Raw genomic sequence first — 17,601 nt, forward strand, 5'->3', positions numbered from 1 at the left:
CCGATTTACACCATATTGTTATAAAGTAAATGTAAATCGTAACCGAATTTTAATTGACAGAACAGTTTATATTTTGTATAATTAAAGATATAGACACGAAATGTGTCGAACTCTAGTCAATGAACCGAAAGGAAGATTATAAATAATGCCTGACAACAGAAACAATAAAGGCTACTATCGTCCTGAACAGGATCGCAGACCGCAGGGTCAGAACAGACCTCAGCAGCAGGAAGGCTCCACTTGGCTCACTCCTACTGTAAAGGGAATAATAGCGATACTGCTGACTGTACTTGTGGTAGCCATAGTAATAATGATATTTGCAAAAACTCTTTTTGTGAACACCAACACCACTCCGAAAAAGACCGGTACGATAACTTCTACGGAATACATTCCGCCAAAGACCACCACCACTTCGGAAGAACCGCAGAAAACATCTAAAAAGTCCAAAAAGACCGCTGAGCCTGACGAAGATCCATATGACGGTGATAAGGATGACAACGGTGACGCTGTTGGTGATATCCAGTGCATAAGTGCAGTTTATCTCCACCCACAGCCTACATCGAGCAGTGAAAATCTTCTCACTATCCCATCGGGTGCGACCTGCAAATACTACCGCAACGAAAACGGCTGGTATTATGTTGAATACAATGGCACAAAGGGCTACGCATGGCAGACATTCTTCTCGACACCACCACAGTAATGTGTTTTACGATTTCTTAAATAACGCAGAAAGTGCAGCATGGAAATATGCTGCACTTTTTGTTTATATACGCAAAAAAAGCGGAGGTGTTGTCCTCCGCTTGATACAGCTTATAAAAGTATACAAAAGCCTGCCACAGTGAGCGGCTTAAAGCTCTACCTTGTAATCCTCTGAGCCTACACCCTTTACAGTGTAGTAAGCAACGCCCTCTTCAGGCTTGATGTATACTGAAACTGTCTTTGGTGTTCTGTGACCCTTTGCCTTGTAGTCAGCCTTTGCAGCAGCCACTACAGCTTCAACATTTATCTCTACGCCTGCGAACTGAACGAATACCTCGTCCTTTATCTCAGTCTCAACTGCTTTCTTTACAGTTTCCTTCTTTGCCTTTGTTGCCTTTGCTGCGGTCTTTACTGCCTTTTCTGCCGTCTTGACAGCTTTCTTTGCTGTTTCCTTTACTGCTTCGCCTGTCTTTTCAGCAGCAGCCTTTACCTCAGCCTTGACTTCCTTTACAGCTTCTTCTGCCTTCTTGTCAGCGGCGATCTTCTTTTCAGCCATTGTAAAACCTCTCCTTTAAAAGTGTTACTAATTACTTATCCACAGCCTCTTTAAGAGCCTTGCCTGCCTTGAATGCAGGAACCTTCTTTGCAGGAACATGGATAGGCTTCTTTGTTGCAGGATTGATAGAATCCTTAGCTGCACGATCTCTTACCTCAAATGCACCAAAACCTACGATAGATACCTTTTCGCCCTTTACAAGTGCCTCTGTGATAGTTTCTGTTACAGCCGCAAGTGCCTGCTCTGCTTCCTTTTTAGAATAGCCGCCCTTTTCTGCTATTGCGGATATCAGATCATTTTTTGTCATTTTGAATCTACCTCCGTTATAATTTTTTACATTGTTTTTATGCTGTTATTATAACGTATTTGACCCCTATTGTCAATTAATTTGCCCGATTTTGCGTGCTTTCTTGCAATCTTTGTAGCTTTACATAAAAAAGAGGCATAGTCGCCGCTTGATTTTTGTACTTATTCACACGTTGGAAATAGTATTTATAATTTAGCCATAATTAACTTTCGGTCAGCATCATTATTTTTTTATAAACGCCTATTTTTCGCACTTTATAAAAATCACCCACAAAATATTCTTACATATATTTCATTTCAAAGTTCATTAAATATTTACATTCTTTTATATATTCTCTCATGCAACATAATTCATTTTTTCAATCCGTATTTTTCATAAAAAGCCTCAACATCGCTGTCGCTTTTCACAAGCTCGGGATACATTATCTCACGAGTGTTGCGGTTATAAAAGCCGATAGTTTTCTCGCCGGTACAGGTGCTAGACATTATTTTTATCTCCATTCCCCTGCACTCCTCAGGGACGGGCTTGACAGTTTTCTTTTTGAAAATTCCCACGGAAACTCCCCCTAATATTTTTTCAAATGTCTTATATAGGCGAAAGTGTAGTCCTCGCCTTTGTCACGAAGCATTGTGAGCAGCTTTTCCAAAAGGTCTGATGTTTCAGGGTGAATGGCTCTTGTTTTTTTCGCTCTTAAAAAGTACGCAAGAGGTGCGCCGTCGTCGTATTTGTCTTTCATATATATCTTGCTTGCGGCAACTCTGTCGCAGAACATTTCTTTCACATATTTAAGGGGCATTTTCACAGGGGTCATCAACTTAGTCCGCAGGTCATAGTCCGTCCAATATTCAAAGTGATGCTTATTTCTTCCCTTGTGGTGCATCCAGCCGTAAGAAAATCCGTATTCTTCACGCTCTGCTTCATGGGGCGAACGTGTGCCTTGATAATATTTACAGCCCTTGAGAAACTCCTCCGGGGAATATTTTGAAAGGTCATGCCTCAGACCCTGCCACAAAATGCCTGCCTTATAGCAGTTTTTTATCACTCCGTGGCGATGTCTTGTAATGGTCTTGAAATGCTCCCATGCCTTTATCAAAACGCTCATCTCCTCTGCATTTCATCTTGTGACCTTATTATACTACTTTTGCGTTATTATTTCAACAGCCTGCGGTCATTTTCTGCTGCCGCAGATATCAAGCAGGGGACACTCGCTACAGCGCTCTCCCCTTGCCTTGCAGTATTCACGTCCGAACAGTACAAGGCGGTGACAGAAATCAGAGGATCTCTCAGGGGGAAGTATCTTTCTCAGATCCTCTTCCACCTTTGCAGGCTCTTTATTTTTTGTAAGCCCAAGTCTGCCGCATATCCTTATACAGTGGGTATCAGTTACCACCGCAGGCTTATGAAAAACATCTCCCATAACAAGATTTGCCGTCTTTCTGCCTATGCCAGCAAGGGTAGTGAGCTTTTCTATGGTATCAGGTATCTCGCCGCCAAAGTTATCCATTATCTGTCTGCACATTGCTACGATAGAGCGAGCTTTTGTTTTATACAGACCGCAGGGGCGTATTATCTCCTCAATATCTGCGATGTCGGCATTTGCGAAATCCTCAATGGTCTTATATTTTGCAAAAAGCTCTTTCGTGACGATATTCACCCTTGCGTCTGTACACTGTGCAGAAAGCCTGCCTGCTATCATAAGCTCGTGGGGCTTTTTATAGTCAAGGGAACATATGCCCTCGGGGTAGACCTGCTCCAGTCTTTCCACTATCATTTGTGCACGTTCTTTCTTTGTCATCGGTACTGCTCCTTTGTTTATAAGTGCTTTATTACTTTATATTGTACACTTTTTTGCAGGATTCGTCAACCAAAATTTCATATCAGGGACGATATTTCAGCGGGTTTGTGCGTTATACCGGCATAAAAATGCGTTTTGTCATTTTTGCAGACTGAAACAGCTTTGGTCACAGCGCAATGATTTGTCGACATTTCACGGAAATTTTACACGAATTATGAATTTATAATCGTGATTTTACTTCACATTTCAAAAAAAGCCTATGATTTTTATACAATTTCAATAAAATTATGAAATTTTGCATTTTACTACTTGCAAATTGCAAAATAGTGTGCTATAATAAGTAGGTGATGTGCGGAATGAGTAAAAAAGCCGTGCACAAATTATAATTTATAAGATGGGAGTTTTAATAATGGCTTTGAACAATGCGTATCTTGAAAGCGTTTATGAGAAGGTTGAGAAGAGAAATCCCGGCGAAAAGGAATTCCTCCAGGCAGTATATGAGGTACTGGAAAGCCTCATTCCTGTTGTAGAAAAGAGACCTGACCTTGTTGAGGCAGGTATAATCGACAGAATAGTTGAGCCGGAAAGACAGATCATTTTCCGTGTTCCTTGGGTAGATGACAACGGCAAGGTACAGGTAAACAGAGGTTTCAGAGTTCAGTTCAACTCTGCTATAGGACCATACAAGGGCGGTATCAGACTTCACCCTTCAGTATGTGCATCAGTAATCAAGTTCCTCGGCTTCGAGCAGATCTTCAAGAACAGCCTTACAGGTCTTCCTATCGGCGGCGGTAAGGGTGGTTCAGACTTCGATCCTAAGGGCAAGTCTGACGGAGAAGTTATGAGATTCTGCCAGAGCTTCATGACAGAGCTTTGCAAGCATATCGGTGCTGACACAGACGTTCCAGCAGGCGATATCGGTACAGGTGCAAGAGAGATCGGCTATATGTTCGGTCAGTACAAGAGAATCAGAAACGAGTTCACAGGCGTTCTTACAGGTAAGGGTCTTTCATACGGCGGATCACTTGCAAGAACAGAGGCTACTGGTTATGGTCTTTGCTACTACACAGCTGAGATGATCAAGTGCATGAAGAATGAAACATTCGCAGGCAAGACAGTTGTTATCTCCGGTTCTGGCAACGTTGCTATCTACGCTACACAGAAGGCTACAGAGCTGGGCGGCAAGGTAGTTGCACTTTCTGACTCTAACGGCTATGTATACGATCCAAACGGCATCAACCTCGATGTTGTTAAGCAGATCAAGGAAGTTGAGAGAGGCAGAATCAAGGAGTATGTAAACAGAGTACAGGGTGCTGAGTACCACGAGGGCTGCAGCGGCATTTGGACTATCAAGTGCGATATCGCTCTTCCATGCGCTACACAGAACGAGATCAACGAGGAGTCAGCTAAGGCTCTCGTAGCTAACGGTGTATTTGCTGTTGCCGAGGGTGCTAATATGCCTTCAACTCCAGAGGCTATCGCTGTATTCCAGAATGCAGGCGTTCTCTTTGGACCAGCTAAGGCTGCTAACGCAGGCGGTGTTGCTACATCAGCTCTTGAGATGTCACAGAACAGCGAAAGACTTTCTTGGACATTCGAGGAAGTTGACGCTAAGCTCAAGAACATCATGACAAACATCTTCCACAACTCATACAATGCAGCTAAGGAGTTCGGTCTTGAAGGCAACCTGGTTGCAGGTGCTAACATCGCAGGTTTCCTGAAGGTCGCTGACGCTATGAAGTGGCAGGGTATCGCTTACTAATAAGAGCGTATAAACAAAGCTATATACGAAGCGGACGGTTTTTATGCCGTCCGTTTTTTGTTATATTTCAAAGACGCACGGGAATGTTACCGTAGGTCTATTTGACCTGATTTTCTTTTATTATGCTGCCACGCTCAAAAGCACAAGCATTCTCAAGCGTTGTGCGGCTTATGGCGGCTAGGGCTTCTTCGGTGAAAAAGCCCTGATGAGAGGTGACGATAACGTTTGGAAAAGACAGAAGCCTTGCGGTCACGGAGCTTTCAAGGATATCCTCCTGTCGGTTTTCAAAGACATTCTCTGTTTCTTCCTCGTAAACGTCAAGACCCACTCCGTGAAATTTTCTGCTTCTGATACCTTTTATAAGGTCTTCGGTATTCACAAGCGCACCTCGGGAGGTATTTACGAAAACAACATTCTCTTTCATAAGGGAGATAGTTTCGGTATTGATAAGATGATAACTTGCTTCTGTCAGGGGGCAATGGAGTGAGATAAGGTCGCTTTCCCGCAGGACTTCGCTAAGGGGATAATACTTCACGAAGTCAAGGTCGGGGTTTTGATAAACGTCATAAGCTATAACACGCATACCAAAGCCGTGGCATATCCTGCACATTGCCGCACCTATCCTGCCTGTGCCTATTATACCAGCGGTCTTGCCATGGAAATCAAGTCCCATAAGACCATTCAGGCTGAAATTGTTCTCTCTTACCTTTATATAGCCCTTGTGTATTCTTCTTGTTACTGCAAGCGCAAGCGCCATAGCGTGTTCTGCCACGGCTTCCGGAGAATACCCAGGCACTCTAAGCACTGTTATGCCGTATTTATCGGCGGCTTTTATATCAACATTATTATAGCCTGCACATCGCATAAGAAGAAGCTTTACACCGTGTTCATGGAGCCGTCTAAGCACTGAGCCTGTTATCGTTGAGCTTACAAAGGCACACACGCCCTCGCAGCCCTCGGCAAGCCTTGCTGTGTCTTCCGTCAAGTCGGCTTCAAGGTAAACGCTTTCTATATCGGGATAGTTTTTTCGCTGCTTTTCAAATGAATCTATATCATACTGCTTTGCGTCATAGAATATTATTTTCATGAAAACTCCTCCAAATTTTAAAGTATTTCATTTTACGCTTGTATTTTTTGCAGCTGTTTATAAAAATATACGGTTTTTGCCTTAATAAGATAAAATTATCAAAGGTTGACAATTGTGCGTGAATAGGATATAATATAGGTATCGGTATGTAAAAATATACTTTAAATATACTTTAAATGCCTGTTTTCTACAGAAAGGATATGATGCCAATGTCACAATTTTCGGAACTTCTCAGAGAATACATAAAGAAAAAAGATATTACTATAAAAGCCCTTGCCGAAAAATGTGGTATCGACAGAACATATCTTCATAAGATACTCAAAGGTGAAAGGAAAGTGCCAAGCGTAGATTTTGTAGAAAATATAAGCTTGCAGCTCATGCTTTCCACAGAGGATAAAAGCAGGCTCATGGAGCTTTATAACATTTCTGAGATGGGGGAAGATGTCTACAATCGCCGCAAGCAGGTGTCAAAGATAATACACGATATGGCAAACACCAACATGGAAGAGCCTGACGCTCTGACTTTCAAGACAGAAGTTGATATTGACTCTGTGCCTGAGATATCCATCTACACCGACAAACGTGAGCTTAGAAAAAACCTGCAGGTGCTTATATGCAGCGATGTTCATAATGGTTCTGACATTCAGGTCATCGCTCAGCCAACAGAGTTTCTTACCAATCTGCTGTCCATTGCCGCAGAAGGCAGCGAGTCTACCATAAACCATCTGTTCTTCTTTGACAACACCTCAGGTGAAAAAAACACCGCAAAATACAATCTGGATATTTTTCCGTTCATATGTCACCTTGCACAAAAGCATGAAAAATATGAGGCTTTTTATTATTATGAGGGTGCGTCGGCATATTTCAACTCCACGAACATCATGCCAAACATAATGATAACGAATAATTTTCTGATCAGAACAGACAGCGATTATTGCGAGGGCGTTATATACAGATCTAAGCCTATGGTAGAATTTTATATGCGGCAGTTTGAAAAGTTCAAGACAAAATGTGCAAAGCTTCTCGACCACGCCGTGGATATTTTGGAATATGTTTACTTTTGGTACGATGACAACGCAAATTTCATCGGCGTGGATTTTCAGCCATGCACCATGCTTTGTCTTACAGAGGATATATACAATGCCCATGCACTTTTGCCGGCTGACGCAAAGGAATTTGTAAAAGCAAAGCTCACCATGGGCAAGAAGGCTCTTTCTGAACACAAATTTGTAAATCTGTTCAGTGAAAAGGGTCTTGCAGAGTTTATGACGACGGGAGAGATTTTTGAGCTTCCGAGAAATTCATATACTTTTCCCACTCTTGCAGAACGCAAGATAATGCTGCAGATAATGATATCGCTTTGTGAAAACGGCATGGCAGACTACAGGATAATAAAGGACGACTATTTTGCGGTGTCGAAAAATCTTTGTATCAACATTTCTGACAACACAAGTCTTAACATCATTGCCAGAAACAACTGCTTCTCTGATTTTTCTTATTTGAAGATAAGCGAAACGAGCCTTGTTCAGGCTTTCTGGGATTATTTTCAGCACTTTATAGATTCTGACGCTGTTTGCTCACATGAAGAAACTATCGAGATACTCAGATCTTATTTGTAAAAAATGGGCGACCAAAAGCCGCCCACTGTAATGATATTATTTAAGCTGTTCACGCATTAAAGTGAGCAGCTTTTTTTCACGCCTTGACACCTGCACCTGTGACATACCAAGTTGTTTTGCCGTTTCCATCTGAGTTTTATCCTGAAAATATCTCAGGTATATAAGCTTTCTATCCTCCGCTTCAAGGGAAGCTATGACCTGACGGAGAGAGAGCCTGTCAGCAATTTCTATGTCAGGAGCATCAACAGGGATATCTATTTGTCCGTGGCGGTCGTCTTCATCTGAGCTTTCAGTAAGACTAACAGGGGGCAGGGCGACGTTCATGGCCAGAGTAACGGCTTCTTCGCTTTCTCCTGACAGCTCACAAAGCTCGCTTACTGTAGGTTCTCTCCCCTGCTGTATGGAAAATCGCTCACGCTCTCTTACAAGGCGCATGGAAAGCTCTTTTATGCTCCGTGACACTTTTATCGTGCCACCGTCACGGAAAAGCCTTTTTATCTCCCCTAATATCACTGGCACTGCATAGGTGGAGAATTTCACACCACGTTCGCTGTCAAAGGCTTTCGCAGCTTTTACAAGACCTATACAGCCTGCACCGTAGAGGTCGTCATACTCTATGCCACGGTTGCGGAAGCGGTTTGCGCACAGGTGAACAAGCCCCAGATTTTCTTCTGCAAGAGGGGTCTCGACTATGCTGCTCATTTTATACTCTTTCTTTCAAGGTTTTTTCAAGGATAAGGGTAGTTCCTTCTCCAAGCTTGCTGCGCACCTTCACTTTATCCATAAAGCTTTCCATGACCGCAAAGCCAAGACCTGCTCTTTCTTCCTCAGGCGCAGTGGTGAATAGCGGCTGCATAGCCTGCTCGATATCGGCGATACCGCAGCCCTTATCCCTTATTTTTATGTAGACGTGTCTGTTCTCGAATATCCTTATCTGCATGAATATCTCCCCTAGGGTGTTTCGGTATCCGTGGACAATGGCGTTTGTGACTCCCTCTGACACTGCGGTCTTGACATCTGCAAGCTCGTCGATCTGAGGGTCAAGCTGAGTAAGGAAACCGCTGACTGCAACTCTAGCAAAGCGCTCATTTTCAGAATAGCTGGGAAAACTGACTTTCATTTCATTAAGGGGTTTTCGTTTCAATTTTATCACTCTCCTTTGTTTTGTCATCGGGGCTTTCATTCTGTTCCTGAGCTGCTTTCTTCTCTTGTATATACGGGGTCATATCCATAACTATCTTTGTGAGTTTGTGCATACCTGCAAGCTGCAAGACCTTTCGGATATAAGCAGGAGGCGACGCCACTATCACCTCGCCACCCATTTCTGACATTATCCTGTATCTGCCCATAACAAGTCCGATACCTGAGCTATCCATAAAAGTCACCTGAGAATAGTCGAGGATAAGGGTAAGAGGGTTATGGCTTCTAATGGCTTTATCTATCTCTCCCCTGAAATATTTCGCTGTATGGTGGTCGATATCGCCACATATCTCTGCCACAAGAGTTCTGGCTGACGGATAGTTTTTTATCTCCACATTCATGCTTTATCATTCCTTTCATCTTTTCGTTTTATCCGCTGAAAATATATTATCACTTACAGTGGGATTTTTTTGTCGCATTATTGTATGATGGAAAAAGGGCATAAAAAAAACAGGAACACACTTTTTTGTGTGTCCCTGCCTAGGAAAATTATTATGTCCTATGCTTATGTATTAAAGTCCGTTAGGATTATTCTTAATGAAGTTCCAGCTGTCTGCTGTCATTTCATCAAGACCATACTGTGCTTCCCAGCCAAAGACCTTCTTTGCCTTTGCTGTATCAGCATAGCAGGTTGCGATATCGCCTGCACGTCTTGGTTTTACCACATATGGGAGCTTCTTTCCGCAGGCTTTTTCAAAGCTGTGAAGAACGTCATAAACGCTTGAGCCTTTTCCTGTGCCGAGGTTTACAGCTTCAACGCCCTTGTTTTCCATTACATACTTGACTGCGCAAAGGTGACCCTTAGCAAGGTCAACAACGTGGATATAATCTCTTACACCTGTTCCGTCAGGAGTATCGTAATCGTCACCAAACACACCGAGCTTTTCAAGCTTTCCTACTGCTACCTGACAAATGTACGGAAGCAGATTGTTTGGTATACCGTTAGGGTCTTCGCCGATAAGACCGCTCTTATGTGCGCCGATCGGGTTGAAGTATCTCAGAAGTGAAACTGACCAGTCGTTGTCGGAAACATAAACATCTCTCAGTATCTGCTCTATCATTACCTTTGTATAGCCATAAGGGTTTGTTGCTGATGTAGGCATATCCTCCGTATATGGAGCTTTGTTTACAGGGCCGTAAACTGTTGCGGAAGATGAGAAAACTATCTTCTTACAGCCGTATTTTCTCATTGCCTTGATAAGCATGAGAGTGCCTGTGATGTTGTTGTGGTAATATTCAACAGGCTTCTGAACAGATTCGCCAACCGCTTTAAGGCCTGCAAAATGTATAACAGCGTCTATCTTGTTTTCTTCAAATATCTTTTCGAGCGCCGCAAGGTCAAGAAGATCTGCCTCATAAAAAGCAAAGTCCTTGCCTGTTATCTTCTTTATTCTGTTAAGAGCCTCCGGCTTTGAGTTTGAAAAGTTATCAACTATAACTACTTCATAGCCTGCTTCAAGAAGCTCAACGCAGGTGTGGCTTCCGATAAATCCTGCTCCGCCTGTAACGAGTATTTTTGCCATATTCTTTACCTCCCAAATATGTCAGGTTTTTTCTTACACTTACATTATACCATATTTTCACGTTTTTGCAATACCATTTTTGTTTCAAACGCATGGATTTTTGTTGCAAAGAGAATAAAAATATGCTATCATATCTATAACAGACCATCTCACAGAAAGGAACACACAGAATGAATACAGACCGCCATTCCTTTAAATCAGACCAGACGGACTCACTTTCACTGTCAGTATACAACGTGGGCTATGAAAAATGTCAGGGGCTTCACAGTTGGGGAAGCGGCGTTCGTGACCATTATCTTATCCACCACATCATAAGTGGCAAGGGCGTATACAAAACACCGCAGGGAGAGTATCACCTTAGCGCAGGGGACACTTTTCTCATTTACCCCTACACTGTTATAACATACACTGCCGACAAGAACGACCCATGGGAATACTACTGGGCAGGCTTCAACGGCTCTGACGCTGAATTTATCCTTGATCGTGCAGGCTTCACAAGAGAGTGTCCCGTTATCTCCGCAGACTTTGGAAGCGAGCTTAAAGACAGCCTTGAACACATTTATCGTCTTAGCGGAAACAGAAGCTCAGACCTTGTGAAAATGACAGGTCAGCTTTACATCACGCTGGGCATTCTTATGGAACGCTCGGGAAGTCAAAGCCGTTCGGGGAGCACCGCAAAGGGATATGTCACAAAGGCGAAAAACTACATTGCACACAACTACACCCTTGGGATAGGGGTCGAGAATGCCACCGATTTCGTTGGCGTGAGCCGTGCCACGCTATATCGAGCTTTCATGGAATACGAGGGGCTTTCTCCTGCACAGTATATAACTGATTTCCGTGTGAACGCCGCTTGCCGTTTGCTGGAAGAAACTGAGCTTCCTGTGTCGGCTGTGGCAAGGTCGGTAGGGTATAATGACAGCCTTTATTTTTCAAGGATATTCCACAAGACAAAGGGTGTGTCACCTACGGAATACAGGGCTGACGCTTTGTGTACAAAAGGTGAAAACAAGGCGTTTTCGGTTGACAAGGGTATATAAATGAGATATAATAAATAGGTATAATCAGCTACGAAAGGGTCTTAAACAATGAATTTCTTTATGGTCGGCTCGTTTTTCATGCTTTTCATGCTAAACGCAGGCTGGACTTCTAATTACGTTATAAAGCTTGCAGGCTTTTTATTTTTCGCGGTGGGAACGGCTGAAGCGGAAGAACGCACTGACGCTTTCGCACATCTTAAAAAGCCTGCTTACACTTCTTCCGCTATGTGCGCTCTTGCGGTGGTATGTCAGCTTCTATTGAAGCTTCTCTCCCCTGCGGCAATGGCGGCGAACGTTATAAGCATTTTGCTGTCGGCGGCAACTGTCTATATGTCACTGAACCTTATGAGAATGTTCCTTGTGGCGCTTGACAGCCACAGAGAGCTTGTGGAAGACGTTTCAAACATTGTAAGGCTTCAGGGCAGTTTCAACAAGCTTGCTCTCATGACGTTTATTTACTTTGGGGGCGACCTGCTTAACAGGCTAATACCAATAGAGTTCGTCACCACCTTTGCAGGCGTTATTGCGGCAATAGCAAAGATACTTGTGTATATTTTCCTGCTCATCATGCTTTACAACTTCAACAAGCTGAGGACAGATTATGAAAAACGCCGTGAAAGAGAAAACAAATAAGGATATTTCAAGAACGTCATGTTCACAAATGGCGTTCTGTTTTGTGTATAAAGGCAACAAAGAATAGGAGAACGAAAAATGCTATCAATAATAATACCAAGCTATAACGAGGAAGGCAACGTTGCAAAATGTGCTTCTGTTGTTTCAAAGCTTCTCAGTGAAAACGGTATAAACTATGAGCTTGTTTTTGTAAACGACGGCTCAAAGGACAGAACATGGGATATAATCTCAAACCTTGCACGCAATGACGAGCATATCGTGGGCGTGAACTTTTCAAGAAACTTCGGCAAGGAGAGCGCAATTTTCGCAGGACTTGAAACTGCAAAGGGCGACGCCTGCGTTCTGCTGGACTGTGATTTGCAGTTCCCGCCTGAGGTCATAATCGAGATGTACAACATCTGGAAAAACAATGACGTTGACATTGTTGAGGGCAGAAAAAATTCCCGTGGAAAGGAAAACCCTGTATACAAATTTTTCTCTCTGTGGTTTTACAAAATGATAAACAAGTCAAGCGGCCTCGACATGGAAGCGGCTTCCGATTTCAAGCTTCTTGACAGGGCTGTGGTAGATTCACTGAATGCAATGCCTGAAAGACTGACGTTTTTCAGAGCAATGTCAAGCTGGGTAGGCTACAAGACGGAGCGTGTATATTTTGACGTTGCTGACAGAGAGATAGGCGAATCAAAGTGGTCTGTAAAGGGGCTTTTCAAATTCGCCATAAACAGCATAACCTCTTTTACATCTGCGCCTTTGCAGATAGTGACAGTATGCGGTGTTATAACGTTTATTTTCTCTGTCATACTGGGACTTCACACCCTTATCAAAAAGCTTATCGGTGCGTCGGCGGCAGGATTTTCAACTGTCATAATCCTACAGCTTCTCACATCGAGTATAATAATGTTCAGTCTTGGAATAATAGGCTTTTATCTCTCAAAGATATACGAGGAGATAAAACAGCGGCCTAGATACATAATCCGTGATATTATAAGAAAAGACGACGAGGAGAAAAAGAATGGAAAAGACTAAGACATCTCCCCTTTCATTTATAAAAAAATGGTGCTATGATAAGCGGCTGTACTTTTTGGTGTTTTTTCTGCCTGTGGCAATAATGTTTTCAGCCTATGCGTTTTTCAAGATACACCCTATCGGTGACAGCTCGGTGCTTGTGCTTGATTTGAACGGTCAGTATGTTTACTACTACGAGCAGTTCCGTGACGCTTTCCATGGCAACGGCAGTTTTATCTACAACTGGTCACGAAACCTCAGCGGAGAAATGTTCGGTGTGTTTGCATATTATCTTGCAAGCCCTTTTATGCTGATACTTGTGCTGCTGCCGAGAACGATGATGGCGACCTCTATCCTTATTTTACAGCTTGCAAAGATAGGCACGGCGGCTGTGACATTCATGTTCTTCTTAAAAAAGATATCAGTGCAGAAGCCTAAAACTATCTCACTTATCATATTCCCTACCATGTATGCTCTTATGTCATACATGGTGGTACAGCTTATGGACCCTATGTGGCTTGACGGACTTATCTATCTGCCGCTTATATGCTGGGGCGTTCACAGGCTCGTTGATGAGGGCAAGCTTGTGCCTTATATAGTGCCGCTGGCGCTTATGTTCATTGCACATTTCTACATCGGCTATATGGTGGGAATTTTCACGTTTTTCTACTTCTGCTGGTACTGCCTTTCAAGAGAGGGCAGGATATTGCCAAAAAAGTTCTTCTCACGCTGTGTGGCTTTCGGTATCGGCACGCTTGTTGCGCTTATGTGTGCGGCGTTCGTTCTTATAACCGTTTACAATTCTTTGAAGCTTGGCAAGTTTGAGTTCACTGACCCTGATTTCTCACTTGCAACGCAGTTTGATTTCCTTACATTCATAACAAAGCTTTTCCCAATGTCATATGACACTGTTTACCCTGAGGGTATGCCTATGATATACTGCGGAACGGCTGTATTGATACTTGTTCCGCTGTTCTTTATGAACGACAGGATAACAATGAAAGAAAAGACCTCTACAGGTCTGCTCACTTTTCTGCTTGTTATATTAATGTATATAAAGCCTGCTGATATGGCAATGCACGGCTTTCAAGTGCCGAACTGGCTGCCTTACAGATATTCTTTCATATTCTCATTCCTGATGATAGTAATGGCATTCAGGGCGTTTGAAAACCTCGAGGGCGTTACGGCAAAGAATATCGGCGGAATTTTCTTCGGACTTATGGTATTCCTCTTCTGGTGTGAGCGAGAGAACTACTCTCACTTCCAGCTTTTTGAAACAAAGACAAGTGAAACAGGCGACACCACAAACGTTATACAAGGCATATGGGTATCCATGATAGCTCTGGCGGCATATTTCGCACTTATCTATCTTATCAAGAAATATCCAAAATCAAAGGCTGTTTGTATCGTAATGGTAGGCGTTCTTGCGGTTGAGCTTTTTGCAAACAGCGCTGACACTATCGACAAGATAGACACTGACGTTGCATACAGCAAGTACACCTCTTATGAACCTTACATGACGCAGACGAGAAACGCTGTGTCAATGATGAAGGAATATGACCCGTCGCTTTTCTACCGCATGGAGGCAACTTTCCACAGAACTGTAAACGACCCTATCGGAACAGGCTACAAAGGCATTTCACACTCCAGCTCAACAATGAACGCACCTGCCCTTATGATGCTCCACAAGCTTGGATATGCTTACGGCGGACACTACACAAAATATGACGGAACAACTTTCATGACCGACGCTCTGTTTGACATAAAATATCTTATGGACAAAACGGGCAACACCTCTTTTGTAGGCACAAGAGTTAAAGTCCCTGAGGAATACAAGCTTACTACAGAATACACTGAGGGCGACGCAACATATAAATTCTACAACAACCCTAACGCTCTTGGTCTTGGCATGGTATCTTCGCCTAGTATTGAGGACGTGTCACTTTCTGAAGATAATCCTTTTGAAAATCAGAACATGGTATTCAACGCCCTCGCAGGCACAACAAAGGAATATTTCACAAAGATACCTGTTATAAACAGCGAAATGGAGAACGTTTCTACATCTCAGCTCACTGACGGACACACGAAATACTTCCCTACAGACACTTCCATTGCTGAATGTCACATTGACTATGTTGTGAAAATGGATAAGGACTCATATCTTTATATGTATCTTCCAACCAAATATGAGCGTTCCTGCAACGTGTGGATACAGGACGAGGACGATTATATGGACGGCTCTGAGCCTATGGAATATGCAGGTCAGTTCTTTGTGGGCGACAATTATTCTATTATGAATCTCGGCAAATTCTGTGAGGGTCAGGAGCTTCGCATACGCATAACGGTGGCAAATGACGATAACGAAGCTTACTGGAAAGACCAGCTTTTCTACACCTTTGATTATGACAGCTTTGCACAGACCTGCGCTGATATGCAGAAAAATGTGCTTGAGGTCACAAGCTTTAAGGACACTTATCTTGAGGGCACTGTTAATGCTGAAAATGACGGCTCTGTACTGTTCACGACCATACCATACGAAAACGGCTGGACTATCACTGTGAACGGCAAAAAGGTGACGGCTGAAAAATCTCTTGACAGCCTTATAACTATCCCTTTGGAGCAGGGTGAAAACAAGATAACAATGAAGTTCTCACCTGACTATTGGAAAGTATCTCTTATCATAACGGGCTTTGGTGTTGCCCTGCTGGTGCTTATATTCCTGTTTGAATATAAGCGTGGAAAAGTCATGAAAAAGGTGCTTGCAAAAGCTAACTTTACGGCTGAGAGCAGTGAGAAAGCCACAACCCCTGTAATAAATGACACAACTGATACAACGGACGAGCCGCTGAGGATATACCGACCTGACAATGATGATGACGAAAAGCTTCGGCACATAAACGAGATGATGAAAAATATTCTCGGTGAGGACGAGGATAGCGGCAAAAACGATAAATAGCGACGAAAGCTGCGAAAAAAAGTCTATTGACAAGGCTTTTATAAAATAGTATTATAATAGGGACGGAAATTCTATCCGCCCCTATTTTTTCGGACAGCGGATAAAGACTTCACAAATGAAAGGACTAATCAAAATGGCAAAAAAGATCTACACAAAGAAGCTTACATATGCAGGAATGTCCCTGTGTCTGCTGAGTTTTTTCGCATTCGTTCTCTCGGTGGCAGGCGCACTTGCTGACCCTGTGGGAAAGCTCGTTTACAACAACGTTTTCACAAACAAGATAGACTTTTTGTTCACCCCCGACATTTTCGCTTATGTGAACACCTATGGTCTTTCATGCGCACTCGCCATATTCAGCCTTGTGGCGTTTTTCACATCTGCAAGAGCAAAGGGCAAGAAAAAGCTTGATGGTGCATTCGCAGGCTTTCTTATCCTTTTCCCGCTTGTTGTGATGATAACAAAGGGCATAATGATATACTATGTTACGGTAAAAGGTCACTTCTCAAACGCTATAACAATGGGCTATGACAATGACAAGTTCAGGGTAGCCCTTTCACTTGCTAATGATGTTCTGCCATTTATTGCGGCTTTCCTGCTTTTTATCGGTGGACTTGTTATTGCAGGCAGACTTATGGGCGAAGATTTTGCCGTTGAGATACCTGTTGCCGCAAAGACGCCTGACAATGCCCCTGCGCCTATACCAATGACTACACCGCAAGAACAGAGTTTTGCTCAGCCTGATATGTCACAGTTCAGAAAGCCCGACAATGCCGAGCCTGTTATGTCACAGAGCGTAGTTGAGCCTGAGATACCACAACAGACAGAGCCTATAGAACCACCTACAGAAACGGCTGAACAGCCTGTCGAGCAGTCCGCACCTGAAAAGTGTCCTCACTGTGGCTCAGAGCTGAAGAGCGGAGCCAAATTTTGCAGCGTTTGCGGAAACAAGGTCTAAAAAGCTACACCAATACACTTCCATAAAAAAATACGGCATATGCCACTTTTTCGGTGACATATGCCGTGTTTCATTTTTACTGTTCTGATATGCTGGGGCTTGCAAGACCATGCTTTACTCGGTCACGGACCTCCGCTCTCTTTGCGTCGTTAAATCTGTCGAGAGTTCCAACAAGATAGCCTGTTATTCTTCTTATACGCTGAAAAGGCACGTCTGCAAAGTGATAATCAACGTCAACAAAGTCGCCGTCTATTTTAAGGTCGATAGTCTGGATAGTCTTTTCAGGGTAAAGCTTCTGTGCCCTGTCGATATAAGAATTTATCTCAGCCTGGGACATCTCCCCGCCTGTTACGTTCACATTTACCATTTTACATTACCTCCATTTTTCTTTGTTATACATATTGTTGCCACAATAAAAGGATACCACAATATCTTGTATTTGTCAATAGTTAATACCTACAAAG

19 protein-coding genes are annotated in these 17,601 nt (G+C 43.1%); 8 read left to right on the forward strand and 11 right to left on the reverse strand.

Features of this window, described 5'->3' with window-relative positions; translation table 11 throughout:
• Positions 1–145 precede the first annotated feature (145 nt).
• Positions 146–700 (forward strand): SH3 domain-containing protein, encoded by a 555-nt coding sequence (locus tag DW015_RS02660; RefSeq protein ID WP_117904000.1) that lies wholly within the window; start codon positions 146–148, stop codon positions 698–700.
• A 147-nt stretch (positions 701–847) separates the two neighbouring features.
• Here DW015_RS02660 and DW015_RS02665 read toward each other — a convergent pair whose 3' ends face one another.
• The 5 genes from DW015_RS02665 to nth form a co-directional block, all read right to left on the reverse strand.
• Complete coding sequence (locus DW015_RS02665) at positions 848–1,255, reverse strand: DUF6465 family protein (RefSeq protein WP_117904002.1); 408 nt, start codon at positions 1,253–1,255, stop codon at positions 848–850.
• 31 nt (positions 1,256–1,286) lie between these two features.
• On the reverse strand, positions 1,287–1,562 hold the full coding sequence (locus DW015_RS02670; protein WP_022286828.1) for an HU family DNA-binding protein: 276 nt from the start codon (positions 1,560–1,562) through the stop codon (positions 1,287–1,289).
• A gap of 350 nt (positions 1,563–1,912) precedes the next feature.
• Entirely contained in the window at positions 1,913–2,116 is a 204-nt protein-coding gene (locus DW015_RS02675) for a hypothetical protein (RefSeq protein ID WP_038670658.1), read from the reverse strand.
• A gap of 11 nt (positions 2,117–2,127) precedes the next feature.
• On the reverse strand, positions 2,128–2,664 hold the full coding sequence (locus DW015_RS02680) for a DUF5662 family protein (protein ID WP_117904004.1): 537 nt from the start codon (positions 2,662–2,664) through the stop codon (positions 2,128–2,130).
• Positions 2,665–2,730: 66 nt separating this feature from the next.
• Positions 2,731–3,357 (reverse strand): endonuclease III, encoded by a 627-nt coding sequence (gene nth / locus DW015_RS02685; protein WP_117904006.1) that lies wholly within the window; start codon positions 3,355–3,357, stop codon positions 2,731–2,733.
• A gap of 409 nt (positions 3,358–3,766) precedes the next feature.
• On the opposite strand from nth, the gene gdhA reads away from it, so the two are divergent.
• Positions 3,767–5,119, forward strand: a complete 1,353-nt coding sequence (gene gdhA / locus DW015_RS02690) for an NADP-specific glutamate dehydrogenase (RefSeq protein ID WP_117904008.1) — start codon at positions 3,767–3,769, stop codon at positions 5,117–5,119.
• A 97-nt stretch (positions 5,120–5,216) separates the two neighbouring features.
• Here gdhA and DW015_RS02695 read toward each other — a convergent pair whose 3' ends face one another.
• Positions 5,217–6,206, reverse strand: a complete 990-nt coding sequence (locus DW015_RS02695; RefSeq protein WP_117904010.1) for a 2-hydroxyacid dehydrogenase — start codon at positions 6,204–6,206, stop codon at positions 5,217–5,219.
• Between the two features lie 209 nt (positions 6,207–6,415).
• Here DW015_RS02695 and DW015_RS02700 point away from each other — a divergent pair, with 209 nt between their 5' ends.
• Positions 6,416–7,825, forward strand: a complete 1,410-nt coding sequence (locus DW015_RS02700; RefSeq protein WP_181979817.1) for a helix-turn-helix transcriptional regulator — start codon at positions 6,416–6,418, stop codon at positions 7,823–7,825.
• Positions 7,826–7,861: 36 nt separating this feature from the next.
• On the opposite strand, the gene DW015_RS02705 is transcribed toward DW015_RS02700, so the two are convergent.
• The 4 genes from DW015_RS02705 to galE form a co-directional block, all read right to left on the reverse strand.
• Positions 7,862–8,527 (reverse strand): sigma-70 family RNA polymerase sigma factor, encoded by a 666-nt coding sequence (locus tag DW015_RS02705; RefSeq protein WP_117904014.1) that lies wholly within the window; start codon positions 8,525–8,527, stop codon positions 7,862–7,864.
• A gap of 1 nt (position 8,528) precedes the next feature.
• Positions 8,529–8,945 (reverse strand): anti-sigma F factor, encoded by a 417-nt coding sequence (gene spoIIAB, locus DW015_RS02710; RefSeq protein WP_117863155.1) that lies wholly within the window; start codon positions 8,943–8,945, stop codon positions 8,529–8,531.
• A 4-nt stretch (positions 8,946–8,949) separates the two neighbouring features.
• On the reverse strand, positions 8,950–9,366 hold the full coding sequence (locus tag DW015_RS02715) for an anti-sigma factor antagonist (RefSeq protein WP_117904016.1): 417 nt from the start codon (positions 9,364–9,366) through the stop codon (positions 8,950–8,952).
• A gap of 171 nt (positions 9,367–9,537) precedes the next feature.
• A complete protein-coding gene (gene galE, locus DW015_RS02720; protein ID WP_038670643.1) occupies positions 9,538–10,548 on the reverse strand; it encodes a UDP-glucose 4-epimerase GalE in 1,011 nt (336 codons plus the stop codon).
• 170 nt (positions 10,549–10,718) lie between these two features.
• Here galE and DW015_RS02725 point away from each other — a divergent pair, with 170 nt between their 5' ends.
• From DW015_RS02725 to DW015_RS02745, 5 genes are all read left to right on the forward strand, one after another.
• Positions 10,719–11,588 (forward strand): AraC family transcriptional regulator, encoded by an 870-nt coding sequence (locus DW015_RS02725; RefSeq protein WP_117904018.1) that lies wholly within the window; start codon positions 10,719–10,721, stop codon positions 11,586–11,588.
• 48 nt (positions 11,589–11,636) lie between these two features.
• Complete coding sequence (locus DW015_RS02730) at positions 11,637–12,221, forward strand: hypothetical protein (protein ID WP_117904020.1); 585 nt, start codon at positions 11,637–11,639, stop codon at positions 12,219–12,221.
• A gap of 78 nt (positions 12,222–12,299) precedes the next feature.
• A complete protein-coding gene (locus DW015_RS02735) occupies positions 12,300–13,247 on the forward strand; it encodes a glycosyltransferase family 2 protein (RefSeq protein WP_117904022.1) in 948 nt (315 codons plus the stop codon).
• The gene (locus tag DW015_RS02740; RefSeq protein WP_117904024.1) at positions 13,234–16,182 is read left to right on the forward strand and encodes a YfhO family protein; all 2,949 of its coding nucleotides are present in this window, start codon (positions 13,234–13,236) and stop codon (positions 16,180–16,182) included. The genes DW015_RS02735 and DW015_RS02740 overlap by 14 nt, the downstream gene beginning before the upstream one ends.
• Before the next feature lie 133 nt (positions 16,183–16,315).
• On the forward strand, positions 16,316–17,137 hold the full coding sequence (locus DW015_RS02745) for a zinc ribbon domain-containing protein (protein ID WP_181979818.1): 822 nt from the start codon (positions 16,316–16,318) through the stop codon (positions 17,135–17,137).
• A 76-nt stretch (positions 17,138–17,213) separates the two neighbouring features.
• On the opposite strand, the gene nrdD is transcribed toward DW015_RS02745, so the two are convergent.
• Positions 17,214–17,504 (reverse strand): anaerobic ribonucleoside-triphosphate reductase, encoded by a 291-nt coding sequence (gene nrdD / locus DW015_RS02750; protein WP_038670637.1) that lies wholly within the window; start codon positions 17,502–17,504, stop codon positions 17,214–17,216.
• Positions 17,505–17,601 lie beyond the last annotated feature (97 nt).

This window comes from Ruminococcus sp. AF37-20, assembly GCF_003460465.1.
GTDB classification, from domain to species: domain Bacteria; phylum Bacillota; class Clostridia; order Oscillospirales; family Ruminococcaceae; genus Hominimerdicola; species Hominimerdicola aceti.